We start from the raw sequence: 19,974 nt of genomic DNA on the forward strand, positions 1-19,974 counted from the left end.
ACATCCGGGAGTGGGCCATGCCCGAGAGCCTGCCGGTGCGCTGTCCGACGTGCCGGCGCGCGCACCGCTACACGGCACCGTCGTACCCCTGTGTCTGCGGCGCGCCGGTCGCCGCCCCGCTGGACGGGGACGGGGTGGTCACCCCCGTCGCGCACCGGGTGTGGCAGGAGGACTGGGTGACCGTGCGCTGCGGGCGGTGCGGGCGGCGGGGACAGTGGCCGCGGCCGGAGCTGGGCTGTCCGTGCGGCACGGTGCTGCACATCCCGGTGGCGGCCGGCGCTCCGGCGCGACCGGCGCCGCCCTCCGTGACGATCCGCACCGCGCGGGACGCCGTCACGGCCGTCGTGCTGTACCTCCACCGGCTCGGCCACGACCGGATCCGCCGCGCGGACCGCCGCCCGCCGTCCGGCATCGGCCTGGCCGGGCGCGGCGTCCTCGCCCACGTCGACCCCTCGGCCCGCCCGGCGACACTGCGCGACGTGGAGTGCCTGTGGCTGACGGCGATGACGGAGTCGGCGGGCTGCCTCTACTTCTCCCTGACCGGCTACACCGAGGAGGCCCGCACCCGCGCCGACACCCTCGGCGTCCCACTGTTCCTGCTCGAACACGACGGAACGGTCTCCCCGGTGAACACCCCGGCGGACGAGCTGGACGGCAGCGGGGCGGGAAATGCGGCGGCGCCGTCGAGGCGCGGAGGTGATACTCGGCGGATGCGTATGCGTCTCGCCGAGCCGGGCGAACTGCCCAGGCTCCAGGACATCGAGCGGGCCGCCGGTGCCGCCTTCCGCGGACTCGGGATGGACCGGATCGCCGAGGACGAGCCGCCGGGGCTCGACGTGCTGGAGGGCTACCGGCGGGCGGGGCGGCTCTGGGTCGCCGTCGACGACGAGGACCTCGCCGTCGGCTATCTGATGGCCGAGCCCGTGGACGGGGCGCTGCACGTCGAGCAGGTCTCCGTGCATCCCCGCGCCGGCCGCCGGGGCGTGGGCCGGGACCTCCTCGCGTACGCCTCCGACCGGGCGCGGGAGGAGGGGCTGACCGGTCTCACGCTGACCACTTTCGCCGAGGTGCCGTGGAACGCGCCGTACTACGAGCGCCTCGGCTTCCGCACACTGGAGGACGCCGAACTCACCCCGGGGCTGCGGGAGATCCGCGCCCATGAGGCACGGATGGGCCTGGACCGGTGGCCCCGGGTCTGTATGCGCCGTCGCCTCGCTTGACCGGTTGCCATCGGCGACGGCGCTGGATCCAATGGCCCGCATGACCAGCATGCACACGCCACCGTTGTCCGCCGGACCCGTCCGTCTGGGTGTCCTCGTCCCGCTGACGCGGCCCGGCTGGGTCGAGGCGGGGCGCCACCTGCTCGCCGGGCTCGAGTCGGCCGCGCGCGAGGTCGACGACGCCGGCGGGATCGCCGGCAGGCCGCTGGAGCTGGTGGTGCGGGACACCGCGGCCGATCCTGAGCGGGCCGCGGCGGCCGTTGCCGAACTCGCCGGCCTGGGGGTGGCCGCGGTGGCGGGTGAGTATCACAGCGTCGCCGCCCGCGCCGCCGCCGCGAGGGCCGACGCCCTCGGCGTGCCGTACCTCTGCTCGTCCGCGGTGATCGACACGCTCACCGAGGAGCCGACGCGATGGGTGGCGCGTGTCGCCCCGGCCCAGTCGCACGGCTGGCGGACCTACGCGGACTTCCTCCTCGGCCGCCTCGGTGCGGACCGGTGCCGGATCGCCGTGGCGACCCAGCCGAGTGTCTACTGGGCGTCCGGGACCCGGATCCTGCGGGACCACCTCGCGCCCCGCGGCGGCACCGTCGTCGCACTCGACACGACCGCACTCACCCCCGGGGCCCTGTGCGACGCGCTCGTCGAGCACGACGCCTCGGCGCTCCTCCTCCTGGTCGGCCATCCGGAGCCGGCGGTGCCGATCGTGCGGGCCGTCCGGGGCGACCGGCGGCTCGCGGAGCTCCTGATCGGCGCTCCGGCCGGGCAGCCGGAGTTCGCCGAGTGGGCCGCGCTGCTGGGCGGGGACGGCACCGGGATCCCGTTTCTGCGCTACCTGCCCGAGCGCCTCGGTCCGCTCGGCGAACGCGTCGGGAAGGAGCTCCGGGAGCGGCTGGGCGAGGCACCCTCCTTCGTCGCGTTCGAGGGGTGGGACACCGTCGCCGTCCTCGCCGAGGTGCTGCGTTCCCACGGCACGGACCGGGCGGCGGTCACCGAGGCGTGGCCGCGGGTGGCGGTCGAGGGCACCCGCGGTCCGATCCGGTTCTCCCGGGCACCGGGCACCGGCGCGTGGCAGTGGGCCTGGGCGCCGGTCCAGGTCGTCGACCGGGACCCGGCCGACCCCGGACGCCTCCGGATCCTCCACACCGGCTGACGTACCGCTGGACGAGTCCTCGGCCCGCGTACTACGACGGCGCCGGCTCCCCGACCGTGCGGGAGCCGGCGCCGCCCGGTGCGGTGCCGCGGGTGGAGCGGGATTACGGAGCGACGCAGCCGATCGAGCCGGCCGGGAGGTTGTTGCCGGTCGAGGTGGCGGTGAAGCCGAAGGTCACACTGCCGTCCGGTGCGATGGTCCGGTTGTGGTCCGCGTTCCGGACCGTGACCGTGCCGTCGGTACCGGTGCTCAGCGTGCCGTTCCACACCTGGTTGATCCTGGCGCCGTCGCCCGGCTGCCAGCGCACGGCCCAGCCGTTCTGCGGTGCGGTGTTGTGGTTCATCACCTCTACGGAACCCTGGAAACCGCCGCTCCAGGAGTTGGTCACCGAGTAGACGGCCATGCACCCGGTGTGCGGGTCCGTGGGAGTCGGGGTGGGCGTCGGGGTCGGCGTCGGCGTGCCGCCCGAGCCGCGGATGCCGGTGACCTCGCCGTTGCCGCCGTCGAAGACGATGTCGGAGCAGGAGAAGAAGTTCTCCTGGCTGTCCGAGCGCACCCACTGGATGAACATCACCGCGTCGCCGGAGCGGCCCGAGGGCAGCTTCAGGTCCCAGTAGTAGTGACCGGACTCGCTGCCCACCGAGCCGGACTGCGGCGGGTTGGTGACCGTCTGGACCAGCTCCAGGTCGCCCCAGCCCAGCGGCTGGGTGGGCGAGTAGCCGGGCTTGGACACGTACACCCGGAAGTCACCGGGGTGCGCGGCCCAGTTGCTGTACTTCACCCGGATCGTCGCCCCGGAGGTCAGATGGGTGCGAGGCCAGTCGGCGCGGGCGGCGTTGTAGCCGGTGAAGTTGTACGGGGAGCGGTCGCCGGCGCTGCACAGCTTGCCGTCCGGCACGTAACCGGCGCCGCGCCCGCCCGCGTTGGAGTCGAGCACCGCGAACCAGTTGTACAGCGCCGTCGCACCGCTCTCCGCGAGCGCCGCCTCACAGGCCGGGTTCGTCGGGTCCAGGGAGCCGGTACTGGTCCTGGCGTCCAGCCAGCACAGGTACGTCCGCGATCCGGGCATCATCGCCACGCCGTGCGCCTGCGCGCTGCCCTGCCCGAGTAAGGCCAGGCCGAGCCCGCTGAGCAGGGTGGCCAGCACCGCCGCCCAGGAGAGGAGGCGGTTTCTGCGTCGAGCCATGGTGTCTGTCTCCTGTCGTTCGTCGGATCCTGTCGTTCGTCGGGTCCTGTCGTTCGTCGAGTGCCGTGTCAGGTCAGGTCAGGTCGGTCAGGTCAGGTCAGGTCAGGTCAGGTCAGGTCAGGCGACGGTGCAGGCCGTGCCGTTCAGGGTGAAGCCGGCCGGTTCGGCGAAGGTGCCGCTGTAAGTGGCCTGGAAGCCGAAGGTCTGCGTGGCGCCCGCCGCGATGCGCGCGTTGTGCGCGACGGGGCGCGCCGTGACGGTGCCCGACGCCCCCGTCAGGGTCGCGTTCCAGGCGTTGGTGACCCGCTGGCCGGACGGCAGGGTGAACCCGAGTTCCCAGCCGTCGACCGCGGTGGAACCGGTGTTCTTCACCGTCACGCCGGCGGTGAAGCCGCCCTGCCAGACGTTGGTGTCGTACGCCACCTGACAGGCCGCCGCCGGATCGCCCGGATCGCCGGGGTCACCCGGATCGGTGCCGCCGATGGTGACGGCGGAGGAGAAGGAGTTCACCGCGAGCCCGGCGCCGTTCTGCCACGGCTCGAACCCGGCCTGAATGCTCGTCAGGTACCAGTCGCGCTGCGCCATGCCCCGGGCCACGGTCTGGTCGACGAAGTCCATGACGTCGAAGCTCCAGCTGCCGATCGCCGACGGGGCGACGAAGGAGATCACGTCGTTGGAGCCGTTGCTGCCGGTCCACACCTCCCAGCTGCGGCCCCCGACACTGGCGGTGCCGACCGGGGAGCCGATCGGCTGGATCGGGCCCACCCGGTTGAACCAGATCATGATCTCGGTCCGGTTGACACCGTCGGTGCGGGGCGTCGGGTCCAGCCAGATGTCGTACGAGGCGTTGAACACGGCGTCGGGGACATAGCCGTAGGAGATGCTGCTGGGCGCGCTGGAGATCGTGCTCACCCGGGCGGGGAGATCGGTCCCGGGCGAACAGTTCGTGTAGTGGCAGCCGTTGAAGACGGACGGGTAGGACTTCGGGGCGCCGTCGGTGGGCACGGAGCCGTCGGCCTGCGTGACCCGGAAGCCGGTGTCCGTGGCGGTGACGCACTGGGGGCTGCTGGTGCCCCAGCGGTTGTTCTGGACGACGTAGCGGCCCTGGATCACGGTCGTCCCGAAGGGCTCGCAGATCGTGGTGTCGGCCTGGGCGGGGACGCTGCCGGCGAGGAGCGCCGCCACGGTGGCGAGAACGGTGAGCAACGCGCCTGACAGGGCGCGGACGAGGCGGTGCGGTGACGATCGCATGTGGGGGCCTCTCTCCGAGGGAACCGGACTCACGGGGGTGCTGTGACTCTGGGATCGGGAGCGCTCCCGCCTCCCCATGAATGGGAGCGCTCCCATTCCACCGGTTTCGGACGTGACTGTAGGAGTCGCTCATGTCCCTGACAAGTCTGTGCGCGCGAATCGGCCGAAGGACCTTCGAAGCCCCAGTTCAGTAGGGGTGGGATTCGGCGAACCGCTCAACGAGCAAGCAGCACAAGAGCTTTGGGAGCGCTCCCGAAACGTGCGGAGGAGCTCACGCCGACTCCCGCACCACCAACCGCGTCCGCAGAATCACATGGCGCCACGCCACCTCCGGCTGCTCCATCTCCTCCAGGAGCAGCCGGACCATCGTGCGCCCGATGTCCTCCAGGGGCTGGCGGACCGTGGTCAGCGGCGGGTCGGTGTGCTCGGCCAGCAGGAAGTCGTCGAAGCCGATGACCGCCACGTCGTCGGGGACGCGGCGGCCCGCCGCGCGGAGCGCGGCCAGGGCGCCGACGGCCATCGTGTCGGAGGCGGCGAGGACGGCGTCCACCTCCGGGTGACGTTCCAGGAGTTCGGTCATCGCGCGGTGGCCGCCCGCCTCGGTGAAGTCCTCACCTTCGACCACCCAGGAGTCGTCGGCCGTGAGTCCCGCCCGGGACAGGGCCTGGCGGTAGCCGCGCAGGCGGCACTGGGCGACGTACATGTCGAGCGGGCCGGCGAGAGCCGCGATCGAGCGCCGCCCCCCGCGCAGCAGATGGGCCACCGCCTCCCGCGCACCGCCCACGTTGTCCGCGTCGACGTACGTGATCTGCTCGTCGACGGAGCGGCGGCCCAGCAGCACGGTGGGCAGGCCCGCGTCGGCGAGCATGTCCGGCAGCCGGTCCTCGGCCCGCACGGACATCAGCAGGACGCCGTCCACCCGGCCGCCGCGCGCGTACTCCACGAACCGCTGCCGCTCGCCCTCCGTACGGACCAGGGTCAGCAGCAGTTGCACGGACGTGTCGGTCAGGGCATCGCCCACGGACCTGACCGTCTCCGAGAAGAACGGCTCGCCGAACATCCGCCAGTCCCGCTCCGTCATCACCAGCGCCACGGCGTCGGCCCGCCGCCCGGCAAGCGACCGCGCCGCGAGGTTGGGCACATAGCCGAGTTCGGCGATGGCCTTCTGCACGGTGCGGCGCGTCGACTCCTTGACGCCCGCCTCGTTGTTGACGACGCGGGAGACCGTGCCCCGCCCGACGCCGGCGAGCGCGGCCACCTCCTCCAGTGTGGGCGTCGTGCCCGGCCTCCGCTTGACCATGTCCACCCCCAAGGGCGTCCGATCCTACGGGCCTTACGGGGCCTGGACCTGCCGATCGAACGCCCTGACGGTCCTCAGGCGCCGTACGTCTCCCGGAGCTCCACCTTCCGCACCTTTCCGGACACGGTCATCGGGAAGGCGTCGAGGATCTGCAGCCGGCTCGGGATCTTGTAGTGCGCCAGCCGGCCGTCGCAGTACGCCCGCAGTTCCTCCAGCGTCACCGGATCCCCGGCGTCCCGCGGGATGACACAGGCCAGCACCTCCTCGCCGTAGCGCTCGTGCGGCACGCCGACGACCTGGACGTCCTGGATCTTGGGGTGGCCGTAGAGGAACTCCTCGATCTCGCGCGGGTAGATGTTCTCCCCGCCCCGGATGATCATGTCCTTGATGCGGCCGACGATCTCGACGTACCCGTCCTCCCGCATCACCGCGAGGTCGCCGGTGTGCATCCAGCGGCCGGCGTCGATCGCCTCCGCCGTCTTCTCCGGCTCCTCCCAGTAGCCGAGCATCACGCTGTAGCCGCGCGTGCACAGCTCCCCCGCGGTGCCTCGCGGTCGGGTCACTCCGGTGGCCGGGTCGACGACCTTGACCTCGAGGTGCGGCAGGACGCGGCCGACGGTGGCCGTGCGGTGCTCCAGGTCGTCGTCGCGGCGGGTCTGCAGGGACACCGGGGAGGTCTCGGTCATGCCGTAGCAGATGGAGACCTCCGCCATGTGCATCTCGGCGACCACCCGCTTCATCACCTCCACCGGGCAGGGCGAGCCCGCCATGATGCCGGTGCGCAGGGAGGACAGGTCGTACTCCGCGAAGTCGGGCAGGTTCAGCTCGGCGATGAACATGGTGGGCACGCCGTACAGCGAGGTGCAGCGCTCCTGCTGGACCGCGCGCAGGGTGGCCGCCGGGTCGAAGGACGGCGCCGGGATGACCATGCAGGCGCCGTGCGAGGTGGCGGCCAGATTTCCCATCACCATGCCGAAACAGTGATAGAAGGGCACGGGGATGCACACCCGGTCCTGCTCGCTGTAGGCGATCAACTCCCCGACGAAGTAGCCGTTGTTGAGGATGTTGTGGTGGGAGAGGGTGGCGCCCTTGGGGAAGCCGGTCGTGCCCGAGGTGTACTGGATGTTGATGGGGTCGTCGCAGGACAGCTCCTCGTACCGCGCGTCCGGGGTCGCCCGCGCCAGCAGCGCCTCCCAGCTCGGGTCGCCGATGTACACGGCCTCCCGCAACTCCGGGCACCTGCCGCGCACTTCCTCGGCCATCGCCCGGTAGTCGCTGGTCTTGTGGCTGAGGGAGGCGACGAGCAGCCGCACGCCGGACTGCTTCAGCACGTACTCGACCTCGTGGGTGCGGTACGCCGGGTTGATGTTCACCATGACCGCGCCGACGCGGGCGGTGGCGTACTGGACGAACACCCACTCCGGGCAGTTGATCGCCCAGATGCCCACCCGGTCGCCCTTGGTGATCCCGGAGGCGAGCAGCGCGGACGCCAACCGCTCGACCTGCGCGCCGAATTCCGCGTACGTCCAGCGCCGCCCGGACGGCACGTCGACGAGCGCCTCGCGGTCGGGCCAGGCGGCCACCGCGCGGTCCAGGTTGGCGCCGATGGTGTCGCCCAGCAGCGTCGTCCCGCTGGTGCCGTGGGCGTAGGACAGCTCGCCGGGTGCGCTCATCGGAAGTCCTCCTCGCGGTACTCGTGCGCGGAACCGGCCGCCGTCGCCTCGCGCAGCTCGATGCGGCGGATCTTGCCGGAGACGGTCTTGGGCAGCTCGCCGAACTCCAGGCGGCGGATGCGCTTGTACGGGGCGAGCACCTCGCGGGAGTGCTCGAACAGCACCTTCGCGGTGTCGGGGCCGGGCTCCCAGCCCTCCGCAAGCACGATGTACGCCTTCGGCACGGCCAGGCGCAGTTCGTCCGGCGCGGGCACGACGGCCGCCTCGGCCACCGCCTCGTGCTCCAGCAGCGCGGACTCCAGCTCGAACGGGGAGATCTTGTAGTCGCTGGCCTTGAACACGTCGTCGGCGCGGCCGACGTAGGTGATGTAGCCGTCGGCGTCGCGGGAGCCGATGTCGCCGGTGCGGTAGTAGCCGCCGGCCATCGCCTCGGCGGTGCGGTGGGGGTCGCCGTGGTAGCCGGTCATCAGGCCCACCGGGCGGTCGGACAGGTCGAGCGCGATCTCGCCCTCCGCGGCGCCGGGCGCGCCGGACACGGGATCGAGCAGTTCCACCTTGTATCCGGGGCTGGGGCGGCCCATGGAGCCGGTCTTGAGGACCTGGCCGGGGCTGTTGGAGACCTGCACGGCGGTCTCGGTCTGCCCGAAGCCGTCGCGGATGGTCACGCCCCAGGCGCGCCGCACCTGTTCGATGACCTCGGGGTTGAGGGGCTCACCGGCGGCGACGACCTCGCGGGGCGGGGTGCGCAGCTGGGTCAGGTCGGCCTGGATGAGCATGCGCCACACCGTCGGCGGGGCGCAGAACGTGGTGACGCCCGCGCGGTCCATCTCGGTCATCAGGCGGGCCGCGTCGAAGCGCGTGTAGTTGTGCAGGAACACGGTCGCCTCGGCGTTCCACGGGGCGAAGAGGTTGGACCAGGCGTGCTTGGCCCAGCCGGGCGAGGAGATGTTGAGGTGCACGTCGCCGGGTTGGAGGCCGATCCAGTACATGGTCGCCAGGTGCCCGATCGGGTACGACACGTGGGTGTGCTCGACGAGTTTGGGGCGGGCGGTGGTGCCCGAGGTGAAGTACAGCATCAGCGGGTCGTCGGCGAGGGTCGGTCCGTCGGGCGCGAAGTGCTCGGCGGCGCCGTAGGCGTCCGCGTACGGCAGCCAGCTGTCCCCGGCGCCCTCCCCCACCGCGACGCGGGTGTAGTCGCCGGGCACCTCGTCGAACTTGGCGGTGTCGGCGGCGCGCACGATCACGTGCTTCACGCGGCCCCGGTCGACGCGGTCGCGCAGGTCGGCGGGGCCGAGCAGCGGAGTGGCCGGGATGACGACGGCGCGCAGCTTCATGGCGGCGAGAGCGGTCTCCCACAGCTCGGCCTGGTTGCCGAGCATGACGAGGATCCGGTCCTCGGCGGCGACTCCCTGCTGCCGCAGCCAGTTGGCGGCCTGGTCGGAGCGGCGGGCGAGGTCCGCGAAGGACAGCCGGGTCTGACCGCCGTCCTCCTCGACGAGGTGGAGCGCGGTGCGGTCGTTGCCGTCCGCGATCACGTCGAACCAGTCGAGCGCCCAGTTGAACCGCTCGGGCCGGGGCCAGCGGAACCCCGCACAGGCGGTGGCGTAGTCCTCCCGGTGCTCCAGCAGGAAGTCCCTGGCCCTGCGGAACTCCTCGGTCGCCGTCATGTGTCCTCCTCCTCGTTCGGCCGTTCATCTCCGGGCGCACCGGTCGCGGCTCACTCCCGCGGTCCCGGACTGTGTCCCGGAGCCTTGCCGACCAGCTCGTTGCCATCGTGTAATCCGTGATGCAGGTCTCACTACCCCCGAACGGGGGTGTGCGCCCGCAGGGAGCCGCGGTGGAGGGGCGAACAGGTGACAGCTGACCGGATGACGGCGGTCGACGGCACGGCCGAGATCCGTGGCGCGCTGGTCCGGCTGCGGCGCGGCACCGGGCTGCCGGTGGCCTTCGGCGGCCTGGTGGAGCCCGGCCGGCAGCAGGTGCGCATCAGCGAACTCAGCGGCACGGCCACGCCCGCGCTGAGCGCGCTCGCGGTGAGCGCGGGCAACGGTCTCGGCGGCAAGGCGGTGGCGCTCGCCCGCCCCTGCGCCGTGACGGACTACTCCGCGTCGCGGCAGATCAGCCACGAGTACGACGTCCCGGTCGCCACCGAGGGCCTGCGCGCCGTCGTCGCCGTCCCGGTCGTCGTACGGCGGCGGGTGCGGGGCGTGCTCTACGGCGCCCTGCGCTCGGCCCAGCCGCTCGGCGACCGCACGCTGGGGCTCGCGGTGCAGGCGGCGCGGGACGTGGAGCAGGCCCTGGTGGTGCGGGAGGAGGCGGGCGAGCTGCTGGCGGCGGCCCGTCCGCGGCCAGGCGAGGACAGGGCGCCCGGGGCCGCCTGGGAGCAGGTGCGGGAGGCCCACGCGGCGCTGCGGGCGCTGGCCCCGCGCATCACGGACCCGGCCCTGCGCGCGGAGCTCCTCGACGCGTGCTCCCTGCTCACGGCCGGTCCGCAGCCCGCGACGCCGGTGCGGCTCGCGCCCCGCGAGCTGGACGTCCTGGCCTGCGTGGCGGCGGGCGCGACCAACGCGGCGGCCGCCCAGCGGCTGGGGGTCACGGCCGAGACGGTCAAGGCGTACCTGCGCTCGGCGATGCGGAAGCTGGGCGCCCGGACCCGCGGCCAGGCCGTCGTCGCGGCCCGCCGGGCGGGGTGGTTGCCGTAGGTTTGCGGCGATTTCTCAGGGCGACCGTTGCGCGGTCGTTATTACCACCGACGGGCCTTGTGGATTTACCGTTGCGACGCCCGTTGTTATTTCCCTCACCAGACCGTCCGTCCGAAATAAACAGCCCGTTGCCTAATATTGGCCGGGACACGCCACACGGAGGGGAGCGGTGACCGTGCGACGGGACTTCAAGGAGCCTGCCAGGTGCCGCCCCGACCTGGTCATCGGGCGGGAGGAGCTGTGCTCCGACGCCCGCGAGCAGCTCGCCCGCGGCGGCAGCGTGCTGCTGCACGGCCCCGCCGGAATAGGAAAATCGACCGTGCTGCGGGCACTTGCGGCGGAAAACGCCGCCGCATCGCGCACGGTGTTGCGCTGCTCGGCCACCGAGTCCGAATCGCATCTGCCGTTCCTGGCGCTGGCCGATCTGTTCGGTCTGGTCCTCGACAGGGTGTCCCCCCGGCTGCCCGCGGCCCAGCGCACCGCCCTGGAGTCGGCGCTCACCGGCCGCGGGGAGTCCACGCTCCAGCGGGACGGGCTGGCGCTGCGCCTGGCGGTGCTGTCCGCGCTGCGCGCGCTCGCCGCCGACGGCCCGGTGCTCGTCGTCGCCGACGATCTGCAGTGGCTGGACTCGGCCAGCGCCGAGCTCCTCGGCTTCGCCGCCCGGCGCCTCGGCGACACGCCGGTGCAGATGCTGTGCGCGGTGCGCACCGAGGACGAGGAGTACGACCGTCATCTGCGGGCCTGCCCGCCCGACACCCTGGCCGTGCGTCTGGGTCCGTTCACCCGCGCCCAGGTGTCCGCGCTCCTCGACCACCGCGGCTACACCGGGCTGTCCCGCTCCACGGCCCGCGACATCCACCGCACCAGCGGCGGCAACCCCCTGTTCGCGCTGGAGCTGGGCCGCGCCCTCGCCGAGAGCCCCACCCGGCCCCGGCCGGGTGAGCCGCTGCCGGTGCCGACCTCGCTGCGCGCGCTGGTGCTGAGCCGGCTGGAGATGCTCTCCGCCGAGGCGCGCCGCACGCTGCTGGTGGCCAGCGCGGGTGCCCGTCCCTCCCTGGCACTGCTGCACGCGGCCGGCCGGGACAACGCCGAGGCGGAGACGGCGCAGGCCGCCGCCCTGGGGCTGCTGGCGACGGATCCGGAGGAACCGGCGCTGCGTTTCGCGCATCCGCTGATCTCGGCGGCGCTGTACGCGGAGGCTCCCGCGCACGAGCGGCGGGCCGTGCACACCGCGCTGTCCACGGCCGCCTCCGACCCCATCGAGCGGGCCCGGCATCTGGCACTGGCGACGACCGGCACCGACCCGGAGGTGGCGGCGCGGCTCGCCGAGGCCGCCGCGCTGGCCCGGGACCGCGGGGCGCCGTCGGTCGCCGCCTCGCTCGGGCTGCTCGCCGCCCGGCACACCCCCGCCGACAGCACGCCGGGGCCGGACGGGCGGCGGTTGCAGGCCGCGGAGGACGCGATCACGGCCGGGGAGGCGGATCTGGCGCGGGACATCGCCCGCGAGGTGCTGACCCGGGCCACGGTGCCCGCGGAGCGGGTGCGGGCGTGGATGGTGGTCATCGAGGCGGCCGGGCAGGCACTCGGCGAGGTCGACGCGGTGTTCCCGCAGGTGCTGGCCGACGCGGGCGACGACCCCGGGCTGCTCGCGCTGGTCCACTACCAGCTGGCCTGGCGGGAACTGGTCGTCGACGGCGACTTCGACAAGGCCCGGCGGGAGGCGGCGCACGCGGCGGAGCTGGCCGCGCGGGGCGAGGACCGGCGCACGGAGCTGATGGCGCTGGCCTTCCAGGCGTCCACGGAGACGCTGATGGGCCACCAGGACGCGCCCGCCACCATCAAGCGGGCCCTGAGGGAGCCCCAGGACCCGTATGTGGCCTGCCACCACAACGGCGCCGGCATGGCCCGCTTCCGGTGGCTGCTGATGAGCGACCAGCTGCCCCAGGCCCGTACGTCCATCACGGCGCTGCTGCGCGAGGCGCGGCGGCGCGGCATGGTCGAGAGCGAGGTGCACTTCCTGCGCTTCCTCGCCGACACCGAACTGCGCTCGGGACACTGCGGCCGGGCCCTGGACCTGGCCCGGGAGAGCCTGCGGCTGGCCCGGGACTCGGGGATCGGTGAGGGCGCCTCGGCGATGCTCGCCTCGCTCGCGGAGGCGTCGGGCGGGGACGTGGACCGGGCGCTGGCGCTGGCCCGGGAGGCCGCGGACCACGCCGAGGTGGACGGCGACCAGATGTACCTCTCGCGCGCCCTGGCCGCCCTCGGCTACGCCCAGCTGGTCGCCGGGGACGCTGCGGCGGCGGTCGGCTCGCTGCGGCGCGTGCGGGAGCTGGAGCAGGGCATGGGCATCAGCGACCCGGCGCGGGGCCGCTGGCACGGTGATCTCGCCGAGGCGCTGGTGCGGATCGGCGAGCCCGGTGAGGCCCAGGAGCTGATCAACCTCACGCGGGTGCACGCGCTGCGCCTGGACCGGGCGAGTGTGCTGGCGGTGCTGGACCGTGCGGAGGCGCTGGTGCGCGCCGCCCGGGGTGAACAGGACGCCGCCGAGGCCCAGCTGGCGTCGGCGCGGGACCGTCTCGGCCGGCTGGGGTACGGGCTGGAGGAGGCGCGGGCGGCGTTCGCGCTGGCCCGGCTGCGCGCCCGGCGTCCGGGACCGCCCGCGTACGACGAGGCGGCACGGCTGTTCCGGCGCTGCCGTGCGCTGCCCTGGCTGCGCCAGGTGGACACGGCGGCCGCGGCGGGCCCGCCGGAGCCGGAGACGGTGTCCGCCGCGACACCGACCGCCCTGGACGGTCTCGCCTCGATGGAGCGTCAGGTGGCCGCGCTGGTGATGGAGGGCGCCACCAACCGGGAGATCGCCGCTCGCCTGTTCATCAGCGTCAAGACGGTGGAGGCGACGCTCACCCGGGTGTACCGCAAGCTGGGGATCCGGTCGCGGGTGGACATCGTGCGGCTGGCGGCGGGCCGCAACACCAAGTGAGGGCAACGTCACAGCCGATGAGCACCGTGCCCGGTTGATCGGCCGACCGAACAGGACGAGGGTGCCGGTGTGAGCCAACACTTTGACGTACTTGTTCTGGGAGCGGGCCCCGGCGGCTACACCGCGGCGGTCCGCAGCGCGCAGCTCGGCCTGACCACCGCCGTGGTCGAGGAGCGCTACTGGGGCGGCGTGTGCCTCAACGTCGGATGCATCCCGTCCAAGGCCCTGCTGCGCAACGCCGAGATGGTGCAGTTCGTGACCAAGGAGGCCGAGGCCTACGGCATCCGGGTGGGCGGCGAGGTGACGGCCGACTACACGGCCGCCCACCGGCGCAGCCGCACGGTCGCCGACGGCCGGGTCAAGGGCGTGCACTATCTGATGAAGAAGAACGCCATCACCCAGTTCGACGGGCGCGGCACCTTCACCGACGCCCACACCCTGGTGGTGGCCCTCGCCGACGGCGGCACCGAGACCGTGACCTTCGGCCACTGCATCATCGCGGCCGGCGCCACTCCGCGGCTGCTGCCCGGGACCTCCCTGTCGGAGCGGGTGGTCACCTTCGAGAGCCAGATCCTCAGCGACACGCTGCCCGGCAGCATCGTCATCGCGGGGGCGGGCGCGATCGGCGTCGAGTTCGCCTACGTGCTGCGCAGTTACGGCGTGGAGGTGACCATCGTCGAGTACCTCGACCGGATGGTCCCGCTGGAGGACGAGGAGATCTCCAGGGAACTCGCCAAGCATTACCGCCGGCTCGGCATCGAGGTCCTCACGGGCACCGCCGTGGAGGAGATCGACGACTCCGGCGACCGGGTCCGGGTGACGGTGAACAAGGGCGGCGAGCGCCGCACGCTCGAGACGGACAAGGTCCTCCAGGCCATCGGCTTCGCCCCGAACGTGCAGGGCTACGGCCTGGAGAACACCGGGGTGCGCCTCACCGAGCGGGGTGCCGTCGACGTCGACGGGCGCTGCCGCACCAGCGTGCCGCACATCTTCGCCATCGGGGACGTCACGGCGAAGCTGATGCTGGCGCACGCCGCCGAGTCCATGGGCATCGTGGCCGCGGAGACCATCGCGGACACGGAGACCATGGAGCTGGACTACACCATGATCCCCCGGGCCACCTACTGCCAGCCGCAGATCGCCAGTTTCGGCTGGACCGAGGCCCAGGCGCGCGAGCGAGGTTTCGACGTGCGGGTGGCGAAGTTCCCGTTCACCGCGAACGGCAAGGCGCACGGCCTGGGACACGCCGTCGGCTTCGTGAAGGTCATCAGCGACGGGAAGTACGGCGAACTGCTGGGCGCCCACCTCATCGGCCCCGAAGTCACCGAACTGCTGCCGGAGCTGACGCTGGCTCAGCAGTGGGACCTGACGGTGCACGAGATCGCGCGCAACGTGCACGCGCACCCCACGCTCGGGGAGGCGGTGAAGGAGGCGGTGCACGGCCTGGCGGGGCACATGATCAACATGTAGCCGGCGGCGGGACCGAGGGTTTTCCCTGCCCAACTCCCTTAGGGGGTTCCCTCATTGGGGCGCGGCGCTCCTGGTCGTAGCGTAATTCCGTGCCGCTCGCTCGGGCACACGGGGGCCGGTATCCGGACCCTCGTGCACCACCCCCCACCCCGCGCGACCCCCCACCGGCAACCCCTGAGGAGACCCATGTCCCGCCTCACCCGTGCCAGACGCGCCGCCGCCCTCGCCACGGCGACCGCCGCTGCCGCCGTCACCGCGCTGTTCACCGCCCCGGCCGCCGGCGCCGCTCCCCAGCCGATCGTCGGCGGTACGACGACCACGACGTCCGCGTACCCGTTCATGATGCAGATCACCGACGCCTCGCAGAACCAGTTCTGCGGCGGCACGCTGGTGTCTGCGACCAAGGTCGTCACGGCCGCGCACTGCATGGTCGGCGAGAGCCCGAGCAGCGTGCGCGTGGTCGGCGGGCGCACCTATCTCGACGGCACCAACGGCACGGTGGCGAAGGTCAGCAAGATCTGGATCCACCCCGACTACCGGCGCGTCACCCGCGGGGACGACGTGGCCGTGCTGACGCTGTCCACGTCGATGCCGTACACCACGGCCCGCTACGTCTCCTCCTCGGACACGGGCGTGTACGCGCCCGGCACCACCGCCCGCATCCTCGGCTGGGGCACCACGTCCTCCGGCGGCAGCTCCTCCAACCAGCTGCGCACCGCGACCGTGCCGACCGTCTCCGACGCGAGCTGCCGCACCTCGTACGGCTCGCGGTTCGTGCAGAGCGACATGGTGTGCGCCGGGTACTCGGCCGGCGGCGTGGACACCTGCCAGGGCGACAGCGGCGGGCCGCTGCTGATAGGCGGCGTACTGGCGGGGATCACGTCCTGGGGCGACGGCTGCGCCGCGGCCGGGTACCCCGGGGTGTACACCCGGCTGACGACGTTCTCCGCGCAGGTGACCGCGCAGATCAACTCGTAGCTCCCATGAGTTCCTGAGGTACCCCTCAGGTCAGTGCCAGGGGGCGTTGCGGGCTTCCACGAGCAGCCCGCAACGCCCCCTCTCCATGTCCGGTGCGCCCGTGTTTGAATGACGCGCATGGTGACCGCCGACCGTCTCCTCGCCTTCGCGGCGATGTCCCTGCTGGTGATCGTGATTCCCGGCCCGAGCGTGCTGTTCGTCATCGGCCGGGCGCTCGCCCACGGCCGCCGCACCGCGATGGCGACCGTCGTGGGCAATGTCGTCGGGTCGTATCTGCTGGTCGTGGCGGTCGCGTTGGGGATCGGCTCGCTGGTGGAGCGGTCGGTGACGGTCTATCTGGCCGTGAAGCTCGCCGGGGCCGCGTACCTGGTGTTCCTCGGCGTGCAGGCGTTCCGGCACCGCGGCGAGCTGAAGGCGGCGCGGATCACGGCCGGGCGGGGCGGCGGACCGGTGCGCGGGGATCTGCGGACGGTGCTCGACGGGGTGCTGGTCGGGGTCACCAACCCGAAGGGCGTGGTGTTCTTCGCCGCCGTACTGCCGCAGTTCGTGGACCACTCGGCGGGTCATGTGCCCGTGCAGATGCTGCTGCTGGGTCTGGTGCCGATCCTGATCGGCCTGGTGACGGACACCTTGTGGGGGCTGACGGCGTCGGCCGCCCGCGCCTGGTTCGCCCGGTCGGACCGGCGGCTGTCTCTGATCGGCGGGGCGGGCGGCTGCACCATGATCGGCCTCGGGGTGACGGTGGCGGTGACCGGCCGGGCGGACTGAGACCGGCGGGCGCTGCCGGCACGGGGACGCCGGCGCCGGCTCAGACCTTCGGGTCCGGCTTCCAGTCCTCGGCGAGCAGCCCGAGCAGCACCTCGTCCAGGAACTCGCCCATCACCCAGGACGCGGAGCGCAGCACGCCCTCGCGGACGAAGCCGTTGCGCTCGGCCGAGCGCAGCATCGCGGTGTTGTCCGCCAGCGTGTCGATCTGCAGCCGGTGCAGTCCGCGCACGACGAAGCCGTAGTGGCACAGCACCGCGACCACGTCGGTGCCGTAGCCCTTGCCGCGGGCGGACGGCAGCAGCCCGAGCCCGACGTGCGCGGACCGGTTGTGGGTGTCGATGCCCCACAGCGACGCGGCGCCGACCAGGGTGCCGCCGTCCAGCTCCACGACGGAGAACGGCACGTTCCGCTGCTCCTTGTCGTCCACCGCGAACGGCGCCTCCGGCGAGCCGGGGGTGATCGGCCGCCACGGGCCGGCCGCGGCCCGCGAGGCGTTGACCACGTCGTCGGCGAGCTCGGCCCGCAGGATCGGGATGTCCTCGTCGTGCCGGGCCCTGAGCCCGACCTTGCTGCCTCGAAGCATGCGAGCTTCCTATCCGGCCGGCTCGGGCGGCGGCAAACGAATAAGCGACTGCCCCCTCACCCGCGTACCGTCCCGAAGCGGATGTCGTACGACGTGTCCGGGTGCATCACCCGCAGCATCCGCTCGCCCTCCGTGGTGACCTCCTCCCGCTGCGCCTTGGTGAGCGTCCCGAACGGCTCGACGACGAGGGCGTCCTTCTCCAGGCGCCACAGGCCCGCGAGGAACCCGTCGACGAGGAGGGTGCAGTAGGCGATGTTGCCCTGCCAGCTGCGGCCCTTGTGCTCGGCCGGGACGACCCGGGTGCGGTCGGCGTGGGAGAGCAGCAGGTTGTCGAACTCGGGCAGGAAGCGCGGCGGTGCCGGGGTGTCCGGGTCGGGGCGGGGCGCGTCGGGAAGGTCGAACAGCTCGACGCCGGCCTCGTCGCGGAAGGTGACGAGGCGGGGCCGGAGCCGTTCGAAGGCCGGGCGCAGGCGGGTGAGGCCGGACCAGGTCTGCATGTCCTTCACGGAGGCCGGGCCGAAGGCCGCGAGGTAGCGCAGCACGGTGTCGTCGGGTGCCGGGGCCGGCTCGGCGGGGCGGCCCAGCCAGTGCTCGGCGGTGGTGAGCGTGACCTGACCGCTGCGGCCCCACAGCCCGCGCGGGGTGATCTGGACGAGCGGCAGCTTGCAGCGGGCGGCGACGGACAGGGCCTGCGGGTCCGCGTCGGGCCACTGAAGCAGCAGGGCCTCGCGCAGCTGCTTCATGGTGCGCGGCTCGGACTCGACGAGCTCACGGGCGAGGGTGGCGAGCCGGTCCAGGTCGACGCCGGTGAGGCCCTTGCGGAAGACCGCGATCTCACGGTCGCGGGCGGGCTGCACCAGGGGGCGCAGGGTGAGGCAGTCGTCGGCGGTGTGGGTGTGGATGGTCGAGCGCAGGGTGACGATGCGGACCACCGCGCGGTCGGCCATGGGGCGGGACAGCGCCTCGGGGGTGAATCCGTCGAGGCGGGCGGCGAGCGCGTAGTACGGGGGCTTGACGTTCTGCGCCTGGAGTCCGACCAGATGCCGGACCGCGGCCTCGGCGGACAGCGGCGAGCGGCGCAGCAGCAGTTGCCGCGCGAGAGTGGCCCGGTTCAGGGCGCGGGTGCCGAGCACGGCGCCGGGCGGCGGGGTGACGCTGGTGACGCTCCGCTTCGTCTGGGTCATGTCCGCACGCTAGCGCTCCTTGCGGTCAGCTTCCGTCCGCAAGGAGACGTGCAGAAGGCGTGCCCGTCTCCGGGACATTCCGTGACGCCCGTGACATCACGGCCGCAGCGGGACGCTGACGTGTAAGGGCCCCCGCGAGGCGCCCCTCGATCAGCAGTCGACCCCCACGCGAAGGACCAGCCCTGTGACACCCCCTCCCACCAGCCACGACCGTCTGCCCGTCTACGAGAGCCTGGTGCGCGAACTCGGCGACGTCCTCACCGAGACCCGCGAGGTGGCCGAGCGCACCCGGGACCAGGCCCGCCAGGCCCTGGCCGGGCACCAGGAACACCACCGGGAGCCGGCTCCCCGACGGGCCTAGGCCCGGCTCGCCCGGCTCGGCAGCAGCCGGACCCGGGCCTCGGGCAGCTTCGCCCACCAGTGGCGGTAGCGGGCGTAGACGGCTGGGTCGCGGTCGGCCAGGAACGCGCCCAGGGTGTGCGCCTCCTCGGCGACGGCGTCCCAGGTGGCGGGCGGCAGGTCGTGGAAGGCGGTGACCTCGATGCCGCCGGTCTCCGGCCGCCACACGCCGGCGACCCGGCCGTCGACGAGCAGCGTGGGCAGCACGTCACCGTTGCTGCGGATCACCAGGCGGCGCAGGCCGGACGGGATGACGCGGCTGCGGTCGGCGTACGCCAGCAGGGTGCTGTCCCACATCGCCATCAGGCGCGGCGGGGCCGGAGTGTCCGCGGGTGGGCGCGGCGCGCCGGGAACGTCGTACAGGGTGGTGCCGTCCGGGCCGTCGAGGCGTTCGACGGCGCCGTCCAGGGCGAGGAGCGCCTTGCGCACCGGAGTGCGCTGCACCATGGCGAACTGCGCCACGTCCGCCACCGACGCCGGGCCGAAGCCCTCCAGGTACCGCAGGACGAGCGTCCGCAGCGCGTGCGGCGCATACTCCTTGCCGGTGGGCACGGGCCCGGTGCGGGCGGCGGCGAACGACGCACGCTGCCCGAACGACCAGGGGCCGCCCGTCGGGAGATGCCAGAGCGGCGCGTACGCCCGCAGGCCCCACCAGGCGCCCTCCGCGCACTCGGCGCCGACCTGCTCGGCGAGCCAGGCCCGCAGTTCCGCGGCGGTGCGGGGGCGGGCGGCGAAGTCCAGCAGCGGGGGCACCAGTTTCTCGGCGTGCTCCGGGGTCAGCCCGGTGGCGGCGAAGCGGTACCCGAGCCGGGAGGCGTACAGCGTCGGCTGCATCGCCTCCCGGAACACCTGGTAGTCGGCATGGTGCACCGCGTGCAGGGTGAGCCGCAGCAGGGTCGCCTTGACCACCGTCCGCCGGGCGAAGACGTCGTCCACGGCGGTCGGGTCGAGATCCGTGACGCGGTTCCACAGCGCGAGATACGGCGACGGGGCGTGCTGCGCCTGGAGCGCGACGACCCGGCGGACCGCCTCGGGCACGCTCAGCGGATGCCGCTCCAGCAGGAGCTGGCGCGCCAGGGTGGCACGGTTGAGTTCGCCCGCGGTGATCTGCACGCCGGGATTCTCGCGCG

The 19,974-nt window shown here is 73.0% G+C and carries 16 protein-coding genes and 1 pseudogene; 9 read left to right on the plus strand and 8 right to left on the minus strand.

From position 1 onward, the window contains the following. Positions 1–17: 17 nt before the first annotated feature. The 3 genes and pseudogenes from AB0412_RS08555 to AB0412_RS08565 form a co-directional block, all read left to right on the plus strand. Positions 18–659, plus strand: a pseudogene (locus tag AB0412_RS08555) (hypothetical protein); the annotation flags it as partial. A 138-nt stretch (positions 660–797) separates the two neighbouring features. Beyond that, positions 798–1,220: a GNAT family N-acetyltransferase gene (locus tag AB0412_RS08560; protein WP_366401960.1), complete on the plus strand. Its 423-nt coding sequence runs from the start codon at positions 798–800 to the stop codon at positions 1,218–1,220. Between the two features lie 49 nt (positions 1,221–1,269). Continuing rightward, positions 1,270–2,370 (plus strand): ABC transporter substrate-binding protein, encoded by a 1,101-nt coding sequence (locus AB0412_RS08565; RefSeq protein ID WP_366401961.1) that lies wholly within the window; start codon positions 1,270–1,272, stop codon positions 2,368–2,370. 103 nt (positions 2,371–2,473) lie between these two features. On the opposite strand, the gene AB0412_RS08570 is transcribed toward AB0412_RS08565, so the two are convergent. The 5 genes from AB0412_RS08570 to AB0412_RS08590 all read right to left on the minus strand — a co-directional run bounded on the left by AB0412_RS08570 (position 2,474) and on the right by AB0412_RS08590 (position 9,447). After that, positions 2,474–3,556 carry a lytic polysaccharide monooxygenase gene (locus tag AB0412_RS08570; RefSeq protein WP_366401758.1) on the minus strand — a complete coding sequence of 361 codons (1,083 nt, stop codon included), beginning with the start codon at positions 3,554–3,556 and terminating at the stop codon, positions 2,474–2,476. Positions 3,557–3,673: 117 nt separating this feature from the next. Beyond that, positions 3,674–4,807: a cellulose binding domain-containing protein gene (locus AB0412_RS08575; RefSeq protein ID WP_366401759.1), complete on the minus strand. Its 1,134-nt coding sequence runs from the start codon at positions 4,805–4,807 to the stop codon at positions 3,674–3,676. Positions 4,808–5,078: 271 nt separating this feature from the next. Next, entirely contained in the window at positions 5,079–6,107 is a 1,029-nt protein-coding gene (locus AB0412_RS08580) for a LacI family DNA-binding transcriptional regulator (RefSeq protein WP_366401760.1), read from the minus strand. 74 nt (positions 6,108–6,181) lie between these two features. Further along, on the minus strand, positions 6,182–7,780 hold the full coding sequence (locus AB0412_RS08585; protein ID WP_366401761.1) for an AMP-binding protein: 1,599 nt from the start codon (positions 7,778–7,780) through the stop codon (positions 6,182–6,184). Then, positions 7,777–9,447 carry an AMP-binding protein gene (locus AB0412_RS08590; protein ID WP_366401762.1) on the minus strand — a complete coding sequence of 557 codons (1,671 nt, stop codon included), beginning with the start codon at positions 9,445–9,447 and terminating at the stop codon, positions 7,777–7,779. The genes AB0412_RS08585 and AB0412_RS08590 overlap by 4 nt, the downstream gene beginning before the upstream one ends. Positions 9,448–9,648: 201 nt before the next feature. Here AB0412_RS08590 and AB0412_RS08595 point away from each other — a divergent pair, with 201 nt between their 5' ends. From AB0412_RS08595 to AB0412_RS08615, 5 genes are all read left to right on the plus strand, one after another. Then, entirely contained in the window at positions 9,649–10,482 is an 834-nt protein-coding gene (locus AB0412_RS08595; RefSeq protein ID WP_366401962.1) for a LuxR C-terminal-related transcriptional regulator, read from the plus strand. A gap of 169 nt (positions 10,483–10,651) precedes the next feature. Then, on the plus strand, positions 10,652–13,462 hold the full coding sequence (locus AB0412_RS08600; protein WP_366401763.1) for an AAA family ATPase: 2,811 nt from the start codon (positions 10,652–10,654) through the stop codon (positions 13,460–13,462). 69 nt (positions 13,463–13,531) lie between these two features. After that, positions 13,532–14,932: a dihydrolipoyl dehydrogenase gene (gene lpdA / locus AB0412_RS08605; RefSeq protein WP_366401764.1), complete on the plus strand. Its 1,401-nt coding sequence runs from the start codon at positions 13,532–13,534 to the stop codon at positions 14,930–14,932. 186 nt (positions 14,933–15,118) lie between these two features. After that, entirely contained in the window at positions 15,119–15,910 is a 792-nt protein-coding gene (locus AB0412_RS08610; protein WP_366401765.1) for a serine protease, read from the plus strand. Between the two features lie 117 nt (positions 15,911–16,027). Next, entirely contained in the window at positions 16,028–16,678 is a 651-nt protein-coding gene (locus AB0412_RS08615; protein WP_366401766.1) for a LysE family translocator, read from the plus strand. Positions 16,679–16,718: 40 nt separating this feature from the next. Here the strand turns inward: AB0412_RS08615 and AB0412_RS08620 are convergent, their stop codons facing one another. Next, a complete protein-coding gene (locus AB0412_RS08620) occupies positions 16,719–17,261 on the minus strand; it encodes a GNAT family protein (RefSeq protein WP_366401767.1) in 543 nt (180 codons plus the stop codon). Positions 17,262–17,317: 56 nt separating this feature from the next. Continuing rightward, complete coding sequence (locus AB0412_RS08625; RefSeq protein ID WP_366401768.1) at positions 17,318–18,445, minus strand: winged helix DNA-binding domain-containing protein; 1,128 nt, start codon at positions 18,443–18,445, stop codon at positions 17,318–17,320. A gap of 184 nt (positions 18,446–18,629) precedes the next feature. Here AB0412_RS08625 and AB0412_RS08630 point away from each other — a divergent pair, with 184 nt between their 5' ends. Then, positions 18,630–18,806 (plus strand): hypothetical protein, encoded by a 177-nt coding sequence (locus AB0412_RS08630; protein ID WP_366401769.1) that lies wholly within the window; start codon positions 18,630–18,632, stop codon positions 18,804–18,806. Here AB0412_RS08630 and AB0412_RS08635 read toward each other — a convergent pair. Next, on the minus strand, positions 18,803–19,957 hold the full coding sequence (locus AB0412_RS08635) for a winged helix DNA-binding domain-containing protein (RefSeq protein WP_366401770.1): 1,155 nt from the start codon (positions 19,955–19,957) through the stop codon (positions 18,803–18,805). The two genes, AB0412_RS08630 and AB0412_RS08635, sit on opposite strands and share 4 nt — an antisense overlap. Between the last annotated feature and the right edge of the window lie 17 nt (positions 19,958–19,974).

Source organism: Streptomyces sp. NPDC052012 (assembly GCF_040689265.1).
Taxonomy (GTDB): domain Bacteria; phylum Actinomycetota; class Actinomycetes; order Streptomycetales; family Streptomycetaceae; genus Streptomyces.

Bases quoted from the DNA above. Each gene is read 5' to 3' on its own strand.
- AB0412_RS08560 (WP_366401960.1), top strand. From the start codon at position 798: ATGGACCGGATCGCCGAGGACGAGCCGCCGGGGCTCGACGTGCTGGAG.
- AB0412_RS08565 (WP_366401961.1), top strand. From the start codon at position 1,270: ATGCACACGCCACCGTTGTCCGCCGGACCCGTCCGTCTGGGTGTCCTC.
- AB0412_RS08570 (WP_366401758.1), bottom strand. From the start codon at position 3,556: ATGGCTCGACGCAGAAACCGCCTCCTCTCCTGGGCGGCGGTGCTGGCC.
- AB0412_RS08575 (WP_366401759.1), bottom strand. From the start codon at position 4,807: ATGCGATCGTCACCGCACCGCCTCGTCCGCGCCCTGTCAGGCGCGTTG.
- AB0412_RS08580 (WP_366401760.1), bottom strand. From the start codon at position 6,107: ATGGTCAAGCGGAGGCCGGGCACGACGCCCACACTGGAGGAGGTGGCC.
- AB0412_RS08585 (WP_366401761.1), bottom strand. From the start codon at position 7,780: ATGAGCGCACCCGGCGAGCTGTCCTACGCCCACGGCACCAGCGGGACG.
- AB0412_RS08590 (WP_366401762.1), bottom strand. From the start codon at position 9,447: ATGACGGCGACCGAGGAGTTCCGCAGGGCCAGGGACTTCCTGCTGGAG.
- AB0412_RS08595 (WP_366401962.1), top strand. From the start codon at position 9,649: ATGACGGCGGTCGACGGCACGGCCGAGATCCGTGGCGCGCTGGTCCGG.
- AB0412_RS08610 (WP_366401765.1), top strand. From the start codon at position 15,119: ATGTCCCGCCTCACCCGTGCCAGACGCGCCGCCGCCCTCGCCACGGCG.
- AB0412_RS08615 (WP_366401766.1), top strand. From the start codon at position 16,028: ATGGTGACCGCCGACCGTCTCCTCGCCTTCGCGGCGATGTCCCTGCTG.
- AB0412_RS08620 (WP_366401767.1), bottom strand. From the start codon at position 17,261: ATGCTTCGAGGCAGCAAGGTCGGGCTCAGGGCCCGGCACGACGAGGAC.
- AB0412_RS08625 (WP_366401768.1), bottom strand. From the start codon at position 18,445: ATGACCCAGACGAAGCGGAGCGTCACCAGCGTCACCCCGCCGCCCGGC.